Here is a 15,402-nt window from a genome sequence, read left to right on the forward strand (position 1 = left end):
TATAACTAATGAAAAAGGTAAGGTAAAAATGAAAAACATTATTTCTTAGATCATCTAAGTGCCAAAAAACCGCTAAGAAATTTAATTTTCGATAATGTAAGCTTAGCCTTAGCCTATAGTGAGTATCTATGAGCTCAATTTCCATCTTTTGTGACTCCATAACCATAATTCAGGACTTTTTCTTATGGAACTTTCCTAAAGTTTAATATAATTATCTATAATACTGCTTGTCTCCGTCTTTTCGACAATATGAAACTGTAACTCGTAATGTCCTCTTTTTATTTTTCTAAAATTTGGAAAAACCACGGCGGGTCCAGTTCTATCGGCAATTTTTTCTGCACCGGTCAAAAAAGCTGTTTCCCTATACATAAATTCTTTCCATATTTTTGCCTATTTTCGTTTGGGGCTTTGATCCCCTATTATACAGTTCATTACGGGTAGGTTTTCATTCTTCTGTCTTATGATAGTCCTGTATCCTTTTTTCGCCGCTATACATTTTACCCCGAATCGTTCTCTTATAGTTAAAAACAGTTCATTGAAATATCCATTTTTTAATGGTTTGTAAAAAGTATATGAAGGAATTTGAAAATATATTGGCAAGTACACTAACCACTCCCAATTTCCCTGATGTGCGGCATACATTAATATACTCTGGTGCTTTTTCTGAAAATCTAGTAACAATTCTGGATTACGTATAATTAATCGCTTTTTGATTTCTTTTTCACTTATTGTAAGTGTTTTAATAGCTTCTACTGCAATATCACAAAGATGGTGATAGAATTTCTTTTCGATTATATTTATTTCGTATCCAGTTCTTTCTGGAAAAGCATTTACAAGATTATATCGAACTACCTTTTCTCTATAGCTAACAACTTTATAAACAATAATATATAAAACATCAGATATGAAATATAAAATAGGCATTGGTAATAGGGAGATCAAATAAAAGGGGAAAAATTTTAGACGGGCAATGTATGTTAACTTCATATGATTGAAATATTAGTATTATTAAATCCTTTCTAAGCTAATAACCATGGTTTTCCATATGATTTAATATCCTTTATTAATATTCAGTTTGACCTATAATCATCGTAATGATAGAATATCCTTTGGGTATTTTTTCAAATCTTTCTAACAAATTCTTTCAATTTTTGATTAAAAAAACTTATTTAAAAAATCAGAAAGTCCCAATTAATCCTACTCTTCCTAAACCTATATTAAATTTCCAGCTTATACTATTCTTAAAACCCTGACCGTAATCTCTTTTTGTGTTTAGATAATTATCTATCGTATCAACTACCAAAATACTTATGGCCATGCTGAGTCCCACATCCGTTAGCCAATGAGCTCCTGCCCAAAGCCGCGAAACTGGGGCTATCATTCCCACTCCGTAAATTGCTGCTTTTAGTAATGGATTTTTAAATTGTTTACCTATAGCATAGGCTGTGGTAAAGGAAAGAATGGTGTGTCCAGAAGGGAAGCTATGGAAACCACCTTCTTTGCTAAAGGGCTTGAAAGAACCTTTGCCTTCTCCGGCACCAGGACGGCCTCTTCCTACAGTTATTTTAGAAATGGTTTGAATAAGGCCAGCTGTAGAGGCTGCTGAAATTAGCAAAACCCCAGTTTTTCGTATTTTTTGGTTTTTCGTTATCAAACCGTACAGATACACTACTCCATTTATTGCGTAATTATTTTGTGGACTGCCATAATACCAGCCGAAGTCTTTTATTATTCCTGGAATATCTTTTTCTTGATTTTCAAACCATATATTAGACTCTTCGTCAATTAGATACAATGCTCCTGTACCTATTATTATAATTCCAGCTGTCAGAAAATTGTTTTTTTTCCATTTCAAAGGTTTTGTGTAGGTGGTAGTTAGTCCATTGAAAGTACTGACTCCATCATATTTTAAAAGTTCCAGTGTAGTAGGAAGGCTGTCATTTTTTTTATTTTGGCTAAATAATAAAGACTGAAATGCCAAAAAAGCGATAAGGTATATTTTTTTCATTTATCTAAATTTTTATATTTATTTGTGTGGCGTCTTACACTAAATACCTCTATCGGTGACTCACGACCTTCCAAATTTTTTTGACCCAAAGAAGTTGTATGATACCTGTTTTGATCCTGGATAGAATTTTTTACCTCTCCGGAAATTAACAATGAGCTATCGTAGCTTTTACAAAGGTTTTCTAGCCTTGAAGCAACATTCAAAGTATCGCCATGATAAGCCAGTTCCCTTTTAACATCTCCTACTTCTATAACTGTAACCATACCCATATGTATTCCAGCTTTAAAAGTAGGAACCTCTCCAAATTGTTTATAGTAAAAATCCTCTCTAGAATTAAGTTGATCTTGAACTGAGAAAAGGAAACCTATTGGAGAGTTACCTTGGAATTTTTGAAGTGGCCAGCTAATTACGATTTCATCCCCCACGTATTGATAAATTTCGGCATGATATTCCCTGACAATTCTATTTATATCCAGAAAAGAATGCTGAATAAGTGAACTATATTTTAGATGGCCCAATTCTTCGGCTAATCTCGTGGATGAATTTAAGTCCAAGAACATAAAAACCCTCTCTTGCTCTCGAGGAAAGCGGAATGTACCTAGAATCATATACCACAAATAGCCTGGGCCGAATTTAGAAGCTATTTGATTGAAGAAACTGATTACGAGTGTCATCAAAAAAGTATATATCAATAAAATATATTCAATACGTTCTCCACTTTCTTCTAAGATTATTGCAGATAATGAATTTTTCTCTATAAAATAGTTCGAAAAAACCTCACTTGCAGATCTAATAGCAATTACAAGTCCCGCAAGTAGACAAAAGTAAATGAACCCTCCAGCCAGAATATTTAATCCTAATGAGTGATTTCGATGATAAATTTTTGTAAGTAAATGATCCAACAAAGCCAACGATGTTCCAAAAATAACTCCTATTAAAACTGTAAATTTAACAGGGGGATCTCCTACTGGTAGCCCCTGATTAATTTCCAATTTTTGGCCTATCACACTGTACATTGCAAGTAGATTTTGATGGGCAATGAACATTAGGAGACTGTAGGAAGCTATCCAAAAAACTATATATTTAAGAATTTTAGATAAAAGGGGGTTGCTATGGATCAAATAAATAAAATCAATATTATAGTTTTGTTTCATAAAATCTATTTTAATATAAAGGACAAAACCTACCTAAGCTGCGCAGGTTTTAATAGTTGAAGGTCGGTTGACCTGATAATATATCCAATCCGGAGCATACTTCTATATTTGTCAAAAGCAATCAAATTTTCTCCATAGCCATTAAACCATTCCAACATAATGTACTGATTCGTTCTTTTAGCTATTGAATAAATCAAGCGACTTCTTAAGCTTCCTTTCCAGTTCCATTGATTACCCTTTTTAGCATTGAGTTCCAATTGTAAATCATTACTAATATTATGAACCAAATTTATTTCACCATATCCTATATATTTTATTAGCTCTGGATTATCTGATTTATAGGAGAATGGAAACCAGGTCTTTATACTTAAAAGTGTTTTCTTGCTAATTCGTGTATGGTAGCTAAGGGATATACTGTTCCAACTCCTAGAGTAAATACTATCGCGACCATTAGACTCATGCTCAATTTTAAATTCTGTAAGACCAACCAGTTTATCATCATTATTGAACAGAGGTTTTCCCAAACCGATTCCTGGATTAAAATTTACTTCCTGAAACGGACGGGAGAATGCATATACATCCCAAAAAGCCTTTTGGGTGTACGTAATAAACAACTGAGTATTAAAAGGCAATGTATGCCTTGTCATTAATTGCTTAAAACTTATCTGGTATTTGGCATCTGCAGTTTCTTTAGAAATTCCTGTATGGGTGGGAACTCCTGTTATAAAATAAGTATCCTTATAAATTGAAAATGAAGGAAATATAGTATCTTTTAATTCATCTCTCGTAATACGCTGAGATTGGACCTGGTGAAAGGAAAGTAGCGCTAGAATGGCCGTGTAAAAAGATAATTTGAATGATATAGGCATCTTAAATGCATATTTAATTGTGGCTAAACATGATAAATTTTTAATTGAAATTTTGATAGTGTTCAGAATATTTATCTTCTAAATTATCTGTAACAAACAAGTATTTAGATTCTGCCAGTTTATAATTAGCATAAGCATTTATATATTTCGCCTCAGCTTCTTCTTCCTGTTGTTGAGCATCTAATAGATCGGTCAAATTATTTAGGCCACTATTGTAATTATCCCTTTGAACTTTTAAATTCTCGTTGGTATAATACAAATTTTCTTGGGCATAATTAATTTGCTTGTAGGCATCGATAAGATCATACCAGGATTTCATAATACCGATTTTAAGCTGGTCTTTTTGCTCTTCCAGATTATTTTGAGCTATTTTTTCCTGAAGTATTTTTTGCTGAACTTTTTCCTTTCCTGCTCCCCACCAATCGGAAATTGGAATGCTTACCATTCCCAACCCAATAGGCTTAAACTGGCCAGGAAGATTATTGGAAAACGATCCAAAATAGGCGGCATTCACACCCACTGAAACTTGTGGTAAAAGATCGGCTTTAGTTATTTTTGTCATTAATCTGGCGGCTTCAATCGACTTTTCGATAAGTCGGTAATTATCATTGCCGGTCAAGTCTAAATCTGGTTCAGAATATTTAAGCTGTGGTGGGTTTACTTGTCTTAAAGTATCTATTGCAACCGTAGTAGTATCATAAATTTTTCCTACATATAAGCCAAGGTCCAATAATGCCAGTTTCCGCATATTCGCAAGTTTACTTTGTTGTAAAAGCACACGACTACGATTTGTTCTCACTCTTAGTAATTGATTTTTTGCAATAAGTCCGGCTCCTAACAGGTCTTCTTGTTGTTTCAACAATTCGGTGAGGTATATTTTGCTTGCTTGTATGGACCTTAGTTGTTCCTGTACCTTTACTAATTGCCAATACTTATCTTCGGTTGTATAAAGTATAGAATCTATAGACTGCTCTGCCTGTATTGTCTTGGTTTCCACTTGTAAACCTGCTAAATTGCTTGAGTTCCTAACTTTCCCGCCCGCATAGATTATTTCTGTTGCCCCAGCACTGGCCAGATAGATATTATCAATACCAATAGGTAATATATTCTGGATAGGATCTATAATATTGTTGTTAAATCCGTTAAGAACGGTCCCCTGCCCATTAATTTGGGGAAAGTAATTGGCAATTGCTTCACGTTTAGCTGCTTCAGCCTGTTCAATTCTTATTTCTCCGTTTTTTATACTATTACTATGAGATACCGCAGTTTTTTTAACCTCCTCCAGATTTAAGGTTTCCTGTGCAAACAAGCTTCCGAAGGATAGAAAGCTTAACAGGCTGCAAGCTATGATATAAGAACTATGCTTTGGATTCATATTTTCTATAGTTATATTAGGAATTCGCTTGATTTTCTTGGGATGCTTCACTTTCATTTTTTTTATTTCTGAAAAACAACCAGTACAATACCGGTAAAACAAATAATGTAAGCACCATCGAAACCATTAAGCCAAAAGCTATTACTGTACCTAAAGGCCCCCATAAAGTGGATCTACTAAGGATCATAGGAGTCACACCAACTGCTGCTGCAGAAGAGGTAAGGAAAATAGGTCGCATTCTTCTTTTGGCAGCCTGGGCAGCAGCTTCGAAAACTGAATACCCGTGATCTCTTCTTAATTCATCTGCAAAATCAATAAGGATAATACCATTTCTAACCACAATTCCACAAAGTGCTAAAAGCCCTAAGAAAGATGTAAACCCAAAAGGATACTGCATTAACAATAAGCCTAATGCTGCCCCAAATATGCTGAGTGGCATGGTGATAAAACTTAAAACCGCATATGTAAAAGATTTAAAGTGCCAAAGCAGGATAAGGAAAATAATGAAGATGCTTATTAATAGAGAAATGCCCATAGGTAGTAGATTTTCCTGGGACATTTCGTATTCACCGCCGTAACCAATTGTAATATTATCAGGAATTTCTAATTCTTCTATTTTTGGACGTAATTTTGCGAGCACTTCATTGGCAACAGCTCCTTTAGCAATATCTATCCGTACCGTTAAACATCGTATTCCATTACGCCTCACAATTTGTTCCTGTTCCCAATCGGGTTTGATATTCGCAATTTGCCGTAGGGGAATACTTGTACCTGTTCTAGGTGAAATTATTGCTAATTCCCTTATTGTTGATACTTTTTGGTCGGTTGGGTTCTTAGATTTTATCTTAACGTTTATGCCATATTCATCATCCCAGACTTGCGTTGCTATTAGCCCCTCCATATTCATAGCAATAGTGTTGGCAATATGTTCTCTTGTTAGGCCTACACGGGACGCTTCTTCTTCTTTAACATCAATAGAGATGGTTTGCTGAATTTCACCATAATTAGTCCTGGACCAAATGGTTTGTGGGGTTTTGCGAGAAAGGTCAATAATCTTATCTCCATACTCCTTTAGTGTATTTATATCTTGCCCAAAAAGCCGAACTTCCACCTGTGCCGGTTTCGCTATCATATTAAGTTGTTTCATTCTTAAATATGCATTGGGAAACATGTTGGCGTATTTCGCATCATATTCTTTAAGCACTTCTACTGTAGCATCATCTGAGGAGGTGGTAACCAAAACCTGGGCATAGTTCTTTGCTGGAAGATTTGGGGCATAGACCATATGAAAACGTGGCGAACTTTCACCTATAAAACTTGTATAATCTTCAACGCGCTCATCTTTTGCAAGGATCTTTTCAAATTCTTCAACTACGCTTTGCGTTTTTTCAAGGCTGCTATTTTTAGAAAGGTAGACCTCTACGGCAAATTGATTTCTTTCGATTACCGGAAACAATTCTTGCGACAAATTGGAGAAAAGAAATATACCTATAAGCACTGATGCTATTCCTGCAACAAGCGTAAGTTTATAGTGTTTCATCGCTTTTTCCACACTCCTATCAAAAATATTTTGCAAGCGGTCTAACAAAGATTTTTTCTGCTCTTTTTGATTATTTTTTTTGTTCTGCAATCCTTTTTTAATGAATAAGGTATTAAAATAGGGTACAAGCAATACAGAGATGGCGAGTGAGAGAAATAATGCGATCATTATGGTATATGGAAATGTGCTAAGGAAGTCTTTTGCGATTCCCGACATAAAAAACACCAAAGGTAAAAAGGTAGCAGATATGGCCAGTGTTGCAGTAAATACAGAGGGGAAAAGTTCTAAGGCACTATTCTTTGCCGCTTCCCAAACAGATTGTCCTTCATCTAATTTTTCTACGTGATTATCAATTACAACAATGGGATCGTCTACTACTATCCCTAATACAATAATTAGTGCTGCAAGGGTAACGGTATTTAGTTCCATTCCCAACATATACATAAGTGCAAGTGTAGATAAAATAGTAATAGGGATAGTTGCTGCCGCAACAGAAGCTATCCTAAAAGGCAGCAAAAACAAGGTAACGATGACCACTCCTAAAAGGGCATAGCCAAATTCTTTTAAAAAATGGCTTATAGCATCTTGTACAACACTGGGCTGATTAGCAATTTTCCTTACTTGGATATCTTCTGGAAGCTGATTTTTAATTAAATCAAGTTTTTCATCTATCCTATCTCCAAACTGGACAATATTGTTGCCCGAAGCCATCTCTAAAGTGATGATCATTGCTTTTGTTCCGCTCGTGGTTATAAATGAATTTGGGTCTTCATACTCTCTTTTTAATTCAGCAATATCTTTGATCCTGACAACTCTGCCATCTTCACCGGTACTTACAATGTGATTAGCTATATCTGTTATGTTTTCTAAAAAAACGTCCATATGAATGGGCCTATCAAACCCTGGTGACTCTAAAGTTCCACTTGGCCTTACAGTACCTTGTGTTTGCAGGCTCTGCATTAACTCTCCTGGACTAATACCGTATTGTGCTAACTCATTTTGATCTATATATATAGCAATCTGCTCTGTAAGGCCTCCAGAATGGCTTATCTTGGCCATACCTTTAACCTGGCGGAGTTTATCTTCAATTTCTTCAACATGTAGCTGTAGATCTTTATAAGGCCTCGTTTTAGATTCCACCGCTATAATCATTGCGGCCGTACTTCCAAAATCGCTGTTAACAAGGATACCCTTAACGCCGGGTGGCACTTCGCGTTGTTGAAAAACAAAAATGTCGTTTTTTAGCTTATTCCAAAACTGCGAAGTTTCGTCTGGCCCTACTCGACTGTCTATTTCTACATAAATATACATTGCCCCATCCTGCGAATAAGAATAGGTTTTTTCTTTATCTACTTCATTGTAACTAAATAGAAAAGCTTCCACTTTAGCAGTAAGTTGCTCTTCAACTTCTTCTGAATTGGCACCGGGGTAAAATCCCATAACCAATCCTTGCCTAATGGTAAACTCCGGAAACTCGTTTCGTGGCATATTGAATAAGCCTAGCAGGCCAATCACAACAAAAACAAAAGCCAGTGCCACGGGAAAAGCTTTGTTCTGCATCGCCCATTCTATTATAGAACCTTGTTTTTTCATAAAATAAGGGGCTTATTATTTATTAACAATATTTACCGGTGTATTTTCGGTGAGTTTGTGATAACCAGAGGTTATAAGCTGTTCGCCATTTTTTAAACCTTTTGTAATGGCTATACCCTCGTCAGTTAATTTTCCGGTCTTTACAATACGCCTTTTGGCTTTATTTTGATTATTGACTACATATACGAAGTTTTCATTTCCATCGGTTACAGATACGGTTTCTACCGGTACTATTATGGTGGCAGAGCTCTCTTCTTTAGCTTCTAACTTTTCTAAAATAGAAACGGTGCAAGTCATCCCAGGTTTAATTTTTCCGGTAGGATTATTAATACTTATTTGTGCTGTATATGTGGGGTTAGAACTATCTGTCTGTACAGATAGTTCCGTAATTTCACCCTCATATTCTTTATTTAACGCATCTACTTTTACTACGGCTTTGTCCCCTTTTTCATACTGGTTAATCTCGTCATCAGGAATAGGGATAATTGCTTTAAGCTTATCAATATTAAAAAAATAGACAACAGGTTGGCCGGGTGAGGCCAAGTCTCCTGCTTCCATCATTTTTTCCCCAACATAACCACTAAAAGGAGCCCTGATGCTGGTGTGTTTTACATTTTGATAGCTTGCTTCTGCAGCAGCTTGTGCTTGTTGGTAATTAGAGCGGGCCTCTACCATTCTAACTTCTGCAATACTTCCTTTTTCATACACTTCTTTTACCCGGGCATAATTATCCTCAGCCAGATCTGCCTGTGCTTTTTGGGTTTCATATTGCTTTTGATAAGTTGTAGCATCTATACTAGCGATGAGATCATTTTGTTTAACATATTCGCCCATCTTAACCGGGAATTGCTCGATAGTTCCAGATACCTGAAAACTAAGCTTCACATTTTTATCTGCAGCTATCCTTCCTGTAGCAGATAAAACATTACTATTATTTTTGAATGACTGCTCTCCAACAAGGATTGTTTTTACGTCGATAGGTTGAATTTCTTGTGTTTTCTCATCTTTTTTACAAGCTTGAAATATTATAAAAGTGATGCAGAGCAAAAGACCGGGATAGAATTGACGCATACGTTTAGCTAATAGAGAGTTTAATTTATTGATCATATTTTAGACCTTTTATAAGCAGGCTAACCAGCCACTGTAATCTAATATCCATATTGTCCAAGGTACCATATAGGAGCATTTCTTTTTCTAAACTATTGAGAGCAGTACCCATGGCCATTGCCAAAAATTTAATATCATCATCGCTTATAGATGCGATTTCATCATTCTCCAAAGCCCAGGTAAGAATGTTTGTGAAGATTTCATTTTCTAAATGCCTTATTTTAAAATATATTAAGTTATTGAGGTGGGGATTCTGTTTTATATCTTCAACTAAAAATCTATATCCTTCTATTTTTTTGAATAGGGTATTGAGTTTACCGGCGACATATCCTGTTAAATTTTCCTCAATGCTGCGAGAGGGAGCAATTTTTGTTTTAGCAGGCTGTATAATAGTTAAATATTCAAGTAAGGCAACTTCCTCAAAGACTTCTTCTTTATTTTTAAAATAATAATAAATAGTACTTCTTCCTTTGTTAGATGCATTTGCAATATCACTCATCGTAATTTGGCTGAAACCACGCTCTTTAAATACATTTTTTGATGAATTTATAATATGTGCCTTTATTAAGTCGTTGTTCATTTGACAAAATTTATAAAATTGTCTAATTTTAGACAAATATAAATATATTGTCGAATCAATGGATTTTAATCAGAGAATATCTTTAACTTTATTATGCTGATAAATTGAAGTTGGTAATTCCTGAATTATTTGAAACAATTAACTATAATAGGTTTTTAAAAAGCCTGCGATGAATACTATAATTAAATAAAATGACCCGATTGGAGGAGATATTGGAGGTTGCATGTAAACTCTATTACCAGCAAGGTATAAAATCAGTCTCTATGGATGATATCGCGGAGAGTTTAGCTATCTCAAAAAAAACTTTGTATAACACAGTGAGTAATAAAAATGAGTTACTTATCCTGGTCACAAAAAATTTATCGTCTATATTCATAAAATCGTTGCATGATATTAATGAAAGAAATAATATTACGCAAAAAGAAAAATTAAAACACATAGCTAAATTTATTCTGACATTTACCTGTGAAAACTTTCTTTTTATTCAACAACTTAAAAATACCCATAGGAGGTTGTGGGTAGAATTAGAGTATGACCAACATACTGCCATTTTGAAAATTATGGGTCCTATTTATCAAGAATTACGAAAGGAGAAACTACTGAAAAGATCAGTGAACAAAGATTTGCTAAATTTTATTTTTCTAGGCATGTGTAAGGTTAAAAAGGATCATTTAAACTCAATGGAAAACTCACAAAAACGTATAGAGATTTCAGAACTATTAATTGACGGATTATTTGTTAACATAGAAAATTAAATACTTACCTCTATAATTATTATTCAAATAAAATCCTGGGAAATCGTTTTCGTATGTCCAAAGAAGTACCTATTGAGTTCTAAATAAAATTGTACCCAAACAAATCAAAGCAAGCTTGCCCATTAGATTGTTCAGAACAATGAAATTAGGAATGCTTTCGGCACCAAACGCTTTTATTTAATGATGTGATTGTATTTAGAGGGTTCCAACAAAGCAAGAACTTATTGTCAAGACGCAAACTACGGTTAGATATTATAAGTAATTTAAAAGTTTAGTAGATGGGAGATACGTGCAAGACAGCTTTTGTTAAAAAATTTTATGGTAAAATTTATTGAAATAAATAAAAAGTACAAATGCTATGGAATCAGAATTTTATCAGCTACAAGCTAAAAAGCCCAATGGAGAAATTATTGAAATGAAAGATTTCGAAGGTAAAACAATATTGGTTGTTAATACGGCTACAAAATGTGGCCTTGCCCCACAATTTGACGGTTTAGAAGCACTGCACCAAAAGTACAAAGACAAAGGGTTGGTTGTTTTAGGATTTCCCAGCGCGCAATTTCTGAACCAGGAGCCTGAAACAAACGATACGGTAGAGGAAGCTTGCAAAATTAATCATGGTGTTACCTTTCAGCTTACCGAAAAAATTGATGTAAACGGTAAAAACACTCATCCGGTATTCGCTTATCTCAAGAAGAGAAAAGGAGGTTTTCTCGGAAACCGTATCAAATGGAATTTCACCAAATTTTTAATCGATAAAAACGGTAACCCGGTAAAACGGTTTGCCCCAACTGATAAACCTGAAAAAATAGAAAAGGATATTTTGAAACTTATTGGCGATAAGAATTAGCATATAGTATGCAGATCAAATAAAAAAACAGGAAAAATCAAATTGAGCATACTCGATCAATCGGTTATTAAGCCTGGCGATGATCAGTGAAAGAACAGCTCATTAAATTATCAAAGCATTTTGGAAACCTATGAAATTATAATTTCCTCAATATGTGTTGATTATGAGGCGTACAGAAAAATATTTGAGTTAAAGGCTTTACATTAATATATTTAATAATTAACACTTAAAAACAAAATTATGAAGTACAGACAATTAGGAAAATCTGGTTTAATGGTATCCGAACTTTGCTTAGGAGCTATGAGTTTTGGCGGCGAGGGCTACTGGAAAGTAGTCGGTAATTTAGATTACCCAGCCAGCAAAAAAATAGTGGATATGGCTCTTGATGCCGGCGTAAACTTTTTTGACACGGCCGATGTATATTCCCACGGTCAATCTGAAGAAATTCTGGGTAAAGCACTAAAAGAGAAACGTAACGAAGTAGTGCTTGCCACTAAGGTAAGGGGGCGGATGAGCAAGGACATTAATGATGTGGGCTTGTCCCGTAAACACATTATTGAGAGCTGTAATAATAGCCTAAAGAGATTAGGCACCGACTATATCGACCTTTATGTGATGCACAGTTTTGATCCTGTTACCCCCCTTGAAGAAACTTTGGGCGCTCTATCAGATTTGGTGCATCAGGGAAAAGTGAGGTACATTGGTGCCAGTAATTTCACGGCATGGCAGTTGATGAAAGCTTTGGCTATATCTAAAGAAAATCACTTTGAAAAGTTTGTGTCACTTCAAGCTATCTATTCATTGATTTCCAGGGATGTGGAATATGAATTAACTCCGCTGCTTGAAGATCAAGGTTTGGGATTGACCCCATGGTCGCCGTTGGGAGGTGGTTTCCTGACAGGAAAATACAGGAAGGACAAACCCATGCCCGAAGATTCCAGAAGAACCAATGAAGAGCAAAACTTTATCCCGATAGATGAGGAAAAAGCTTATGTTATTGTAGATGCCCTGGAAGAAATTGCTAACAATCACAATGCGAGTATTGCGCAGGCAGCATTAAATTACCTGCTCAGAAAACCGGTGGTTTCTTCAGTCCTGGTGGGTGCCACCAAACCACACCAACTGGAAGATAACCTTAAAGCAACCGAATGGGAAATGAGTGCCGAGGAAGTAAGCCGCCTGGATGAATTAAGCAAATTAGACCCAATTTATCCACATTGGATGTTGCAATTCACTTACATGGACAGAACCAACACCGACAATTTCTTGTAATTGTAATTGTTTGACCAACAGAATCCCCCCGAGACTTTGCCTCGGGGGATTCATTAATTTGAGATAAATCACACGTAAAAATGAATAACATGAAAATTCCTGATGAATTTCAAAATTTAAAACCTTATGATATGAGTTTGTACACATATTCATTTGTTTCAGGGAAGCAACAGAATTACATAGATGTACAATATTATCATGATGAAAGCTTGTTGAAATTCTACGTCAGGGTTTTATTTCACGTTGAAACCCAGGGAGCCCCTGGAATTGTTCACGGTGGTGCCATTGCATCTGTAATGGATGAAGCCATGGGAGGGGTAGCCTTTTTAAATCATATGCCTGCTGTTACCGGGAACTTGACGCTAAATTATCACAGGCCATTACCGGTTGAAACCACCATGTATATGACTGCCACAATCGAAAAAACTGAAGGTAAAAAAGTCTATATCGCGGGAAAAATGTTTGATGGAGATGGGGTGCTTTTTGCCGAATCAGAAGGAATTTTTGTCAAAGTACCCCATGAAAGAATTGGTTTTACAAATAGCAAATAAAATTTTTGTCAATGAAGAAAATAATTATTCGTTATCGGCTACTGTAGAAGAGGCACTGTACCATTTAAGTGTTGTATGATCAATGAAATTATCTGGTTTACTTTCGCTGTGCACAGATTTTGAATACTTCAGCGTTTGTAAACCTGCTGCGATGCACTAAAACAATTTAAACACGAGGCTCGACCAACTAATAAGTGGGGAAACTGCATTGAAAGCGATAAGAAAAAAAGGATACAGAATGGGAAAGTTACCCGTATATTTTATACCTCATGGTGGTGGTCCGTGGCATGTAACTAAAAATGGCATGGGCGACCCTATTGGATATGGTCGGTTAAGGAAATACCTTAAAAATTTTGGTGAGCAATACAGCCAAAAGATAAAAGCTATTCTTGTTGTTTCAGGACATTGGGAAGAGGATTTGCCGACGCTGCAATTCGGTTCAAACCCACATTTGCTATATGATTATTATGGCTTTCCTGAATCTACATATCATTTAAAATGGCCAGCTCCCGGTAATCCCGAATTGGCTGAACAGACTGAAAATCTGTTAAAAGAAAGCGGTTTTAAAACAAAAAGAGACTACGAAAGAGGCTTTGACCATGGAATATTTGTGCCTTTAATGATTGCTTTCCCAAAAGCCAATATTCCGGTGGTTCAGCTTTCCCTGGTCAATTCCTTTGACCCTGAAACGCATATAAACCTTGGCGAAGTGCTTGAACCTTTACGAAATGAAGGTGTGTTGATTATAGGTTCAGGAATGAGCTACCATAATATGCAAGGGTTTATGTCGGGTAGTTCTTCAGCTACAGGTGTTTCAATGCAATTCGATGATTGGCTCACCCAGACAGTTGAGATAAATGATGCTAAAAAGCGAAATGAAATGCTCATTAACTGGAAGAATGCACCGAAAGCAAGAGAAAGCCATCCAAGAAGTGAACATCTGGCACCACTGTTTGTAGTTGCCGGTGCTGCTGGCATTGATAAGGGCTCTCATGATTATTCGGGATTACTCATGGGTGTTAAAGTTTCAGGATATAAGTTTGGATAATTGATAAGAATTAAATTTTATAGAGGCCAGTAGTTACTTATAATTTGTTTCTGATACGCCTTTCTATCGGCCTTGATCATTTTTTTCTATCAGGTTTCCTTGCTTTGGAAAGAATCGCTCCTAAAGCAGAACTTGTTGAAATACCTGTAGATATCAAGGTTGTTCAACGATGAGTCCATGACTTTATCTGGGGTATCATGGTATGCAGGTCCCTAAAGTTGGTTCCATTCTTAATTTCTATCTAATCGATATCATAGGCCTTTGCAATGGATCTGTCTCCTTTCCATTTATCAGTGGTGACCTTTGCCTCCCTACTGATGTTGTTGACAAAGATTGTAGCGACTTTACCGAGAATGCTCTATGCGCCTGGCTTACATGCGCCTGACCTTCTAGGGTAAGTTGTACGGCTTTGACCGCTTTCTCCTATCTTCAGCGTTGCAATACCCTAGAAATTTTTCTCGATGATTTGATATAATTCAGCCTGCTGATCATCCATTTTCAGGAACTTTGATTTAGTTTGTTTAGAATCAGGAAGGGTATAAGTTATTTGATAAATATTATGTGTGAGTTCTGCTGCTTTTCTTATTGATATAGTAGATTTTTCGGCATGGAGCTGCCTTTCCAATTCCTTGTAAATACTATAAACCGTAAATGAGATGCAGATATGGGCTTCGATCCGGTGACGCAATCTGTGGTAAAT

Annotated in this window: 15 protein-coding genes; 5 read left to right on the forward strand and 10 right to left on the reverse strand. The window is 35.8% G+C overall.

Annotated features, from left to right (window positions below; translation table 11 throughout):
- Window positions 1-195: 195 nt before the first annotated feature.
- The 9 genes from Q1K34_RS17040 to Q1K34_RS17080 all read right to left on the reverse strand — a co-directional run bounded on the left by Q1K34_RS17040 (window position 196) and on the right by Q1K34_RS17080 (window position 10,226).
- Window positions 196-369, reverse strand: a complete 174-nt coding sequence (locus Q1K34_RS17040; protein WP_300441668.1) for a hypothetical protein — start codon at window positions 367-369, stop codon at window positions 196-198.
- Between the two features lie 21 nt (window positions 370-390).
- A complete protein-coding gene (locus Q1K34_RS17045) occupies window positions 391-987 on the reverse strand; it encodes a hypothetical protein (RefSeq protein ID WP_300441671.1) in 597 nt (198 codons plus the stop codon).
- A 190-nt stretch (window positions 988-1,177) separates the two neighbouring features.
- Complete coding sequence (locus tag Q1K34_RS17050) at window positions 1,178-2,008, reverse strand: phosphatase PAP2 family protein (RefSeq protein ID WP_156282221.1); 831 nt, start codon at window positions 2,006-2,008, stop codon at window positions 1,178-1,180.
- Window positions 2,005-3,162, reverse strand: coding sequence for an adenylate/guanylate cyclase domain-containing protein (locus tag Q1K34_RS17055; protein WP_156282223.1), 1,158 nt, complete (start codon window positions 3,160-3,162; stop codon window positions 2,005-2,007). The genes Q1K34_RS17050 and Q1K34_RS17055 overlap by 4 nt, the downstream gene beginning before the upstream one ends.
- 29 nt (window positions 3,163-3,191) lie before the next feature.
- Window positions 3,192-4,031, reverse strand: a complete 840-nt coding sequence (locus Q1K34_RS17060; protein ID WP_156282225.1) for a phospholipase A — start codon at window positions 4,029-4,031, stop codon at window positions 3,192-3,194.
- Between the two features lie 40 nt (window positions 4,032-4,071).
- On the reverse strand, window positions 4,072-5,457 hold the full coding sequence (locus tag Q1K34_RS17065; protein WP_300441680.1) for a TolC family protein: 1,386 nt from the start codon (window positions 5,455-5,457) through the stop codon (window positions 4,072-4,074).
- Window positions 5,423-8,539: an efflux RND transporter permease subunit gene (locus Q1K34_RS17070; RefSeq protein WP_156282227.1), complete on the reverse strand. Its 3,117-nt coding sequence runs from the start codon at window positions 8,537-8,539 to the stop codon at window positions 5,423-5,425. Before Q1K34_RS17070 ends, Q1K34_RS17065 begins: the two co-directional genes overlap by 35 nt.
- A gap of 15 nt (window positions 8,540-8,554) precedes the next feature.
- A complete protein-coding gene (locus tag Q1K34_RS17075) occupies window positions 8,555-9,646 on the reverse strand; it encodes an efflux RND transporter periplasmic adaptor subunit (protein ID WP_300441684.1) in 1,092 nt (363 codons plus the stop codon).
- Window positions 9,636-10,226, reverse strand: coding sequence for a helix-turn-helix domain-containing protein (locus Q1K34_RS17080; protein ID WP_300441686.1), 591 nt, complete (start codon window positions 10,224-10,226; stop codon window positions 9,636-9,638). The genes Q1K34_RS17075 and Q1K34_RS17080 overlap by 11 nt, the downstream gene beginning before the upstream one ends.
- 191 nt (window positions 10,227-10,417) lie before the next feature.
- Between Q1K34_RS17080 and Q1K34_RS17085 the strand changes: the two genes are divergently transcribed.
- The 5 genes from Q1K34_RS17085 (at window position 10,418) to Q1K34_RS17105 (ending at window position 14,702) form a co-directional block, all read left to right on the forward strand.
- The gene (locus Q1K34_RS17085; RefSeq protein ID WP_300441689.1) at window positions 10,418-10,981 is read left to right on the forward strand and encodes a TetR/AcrR family transcriptional regulator; all 564 of its coding nucleotides are present in this window, start codon (window positions 10,418-10,420) and stop codon (window positions 10,979-10,981) included.
- A gap of 358 nt (window positions 10,982-11,339) precedes the next feature.
- Entirely contained in the window at window positions 11,340-11,831 is a 492-nt protein-coding gene (locus Q1K34_RS17090; RefSeq protein ID WP_300441692.1) for a glutathione peroxidase, read from the forward strand.
- A 240-nt stretch (window positions 11,832-12,071) separates the two neighbouring features.
- Window positions 12,072-13,103, forward strand: coding sequence for an aldo/keto reductase (locus Q1K34_RS17095; RefSeq protein WP_300441694.1), 1,032 nt, complete (start codon window positions 12,072-12,074; stop codon window positions 13,101-13,103).
- A gap of 89 nt (window positions 13,104-13,192) precedes the next feature.
- Window positions 13,193-13,654, forward strand: a complete 462-nt coding sequence (locus Q1K34_RS17100) for a PaaI family thioesterase (RefSeq protein ID WP_300441696.1) — start codon at window positions 13,193-13,195, stop codon at window positions 13,652-13,654.
- A gap of 238 nt (window positions 13,655-13,892) precedes the next feature.
- A complete protein-coding gene (locus tag Q1K34_RS17105) occupies window positions 13,893-14,702 on the forward strand; it encodes a class III extradiol ring-cleavage dioxygenase (protein WP_300441699.1) in 810 nt (269 codons plus the stop codon).
- 445 nt (window positions 14,703-15,147) lie between these two features.
- On the opposite strand, the gene Q1K34_RS17110 is transcribed toward Q1K34_RS17105, so the two are convergent.
- Window positions 15,148-15,402 (reverse strand): hypothetical protein (locus Q1K34_RS17110; RefSeq protein WP_300441701.1); only part of this gene is annotated, 255 nt, incomplete at its 5' end.

Source organism: Christiangramia sp., assembly GCF_029937855.1.
Classification (GTDB): domain Bacteria; phylum Bacteroidota; class Bacteroidia; order Flavobacteriales; family Flavobacteriaceae; genus Christiangramia.

What these genes read in the sequence shown, in the direction of transcription:
- Q1K34_RS17095 (WP_300441694.1), top strand. Translation starts at nt 12,072, where the DNA reads ATGAAGTACAGACAATTAGGAAAATCTGGTTTAATGGTATCCGAACTT.
- Q1K34_RS17040 (WP_300441668.1), bottom strand. Translation starts at nt 369, where the DNA reads ATGTATAGGGAAACAGCTTTTTTGACCGGTGCAGAAAAAATTGCCGAT.
- Q1K34_RS17075 (WP_300441684.1), bottom strand. Translation starts at nt 9,646, where the DNA reads ATGATCAATAAATTAAACTCTCTATTAGCTAAACGTATGCGTCAATTC.
- Q1K34_RS17105 (WP_300441699.1), top strand. Translation starts at nt 13,893, where the DNA reads ATGGGAAAGTTACCCGTATATTTTATACCTCATGGTGGTGGTCCGTGG.
- Q1K34_RS17070 (WP_156282227.1), bottom strand. Translation starts at nt 8,539, where the DNA reads ATGAAAAAACAAGGTTCTATAATAGAATGGGCGATGCAGAACAAAGCT.
- Q1K34_RS17080 (WP_300441686.1), bottom strand. Translation starts at nt 10,226, where the DNA reads ATGAACAACGACTTAATAAAGGCACATATTATAAATTCATCAAAAAAT.
- Q1K34_RS17085 (WP_300441689.1), top strand. Translation starts at nt 10,418, where the DNA reads ATGACCCGATTGGAGGAGATATTGGAGGTTGCATGTAAACTCTATTAC.
- Q1K34_RS17055 (WP_156282223.1), bottom strand. Translation starts at nt 3,162, where the DNA reads ATGAAACAAAACTATAATATTGATTTTATTTATTTGATCCATAGCAAC.
- Q1K34_RS17045 (WP_300441671.1), bottom strand. Translation starts at nt 987, where the DNA reads ATGAAGTTAACATACATTGCCCGTCTAAAATTTTTCCCCTTTTATTTG.
- Q1K34_RS17050 (WP_156282221.1), bottom strand. Translation starts at nt 2,008, where the DNA reads ATGAAAAAAATATACCTTATCGCTTTTTTGGCATTTCAGTCTTTATTA.
- Q1K34_RS17100 (WP_300441696.1), top strand. Translation starts at nt 13,193, where the DNA reads ATGAAAATTCCTGATGAATTTCAAAATTTAAAACCTTATGATATGAGT.
- Q1K34_RS17060 (WP_156282225.1), bottom strand. Translation starts at nt 4,031, where the DNA reads ATGCCTATATCATTCAAATTATCTTTTTACACGGCCATTCTAGCGCTA.
- Q1K34_RS17090 (WP_300441692.1), top strand. Translation starts at nt 11,340, where the DNA reads ATGGAATCAGAATTTTATCAGCTACAAGCTAAAAAGCCCAATGGAGAA.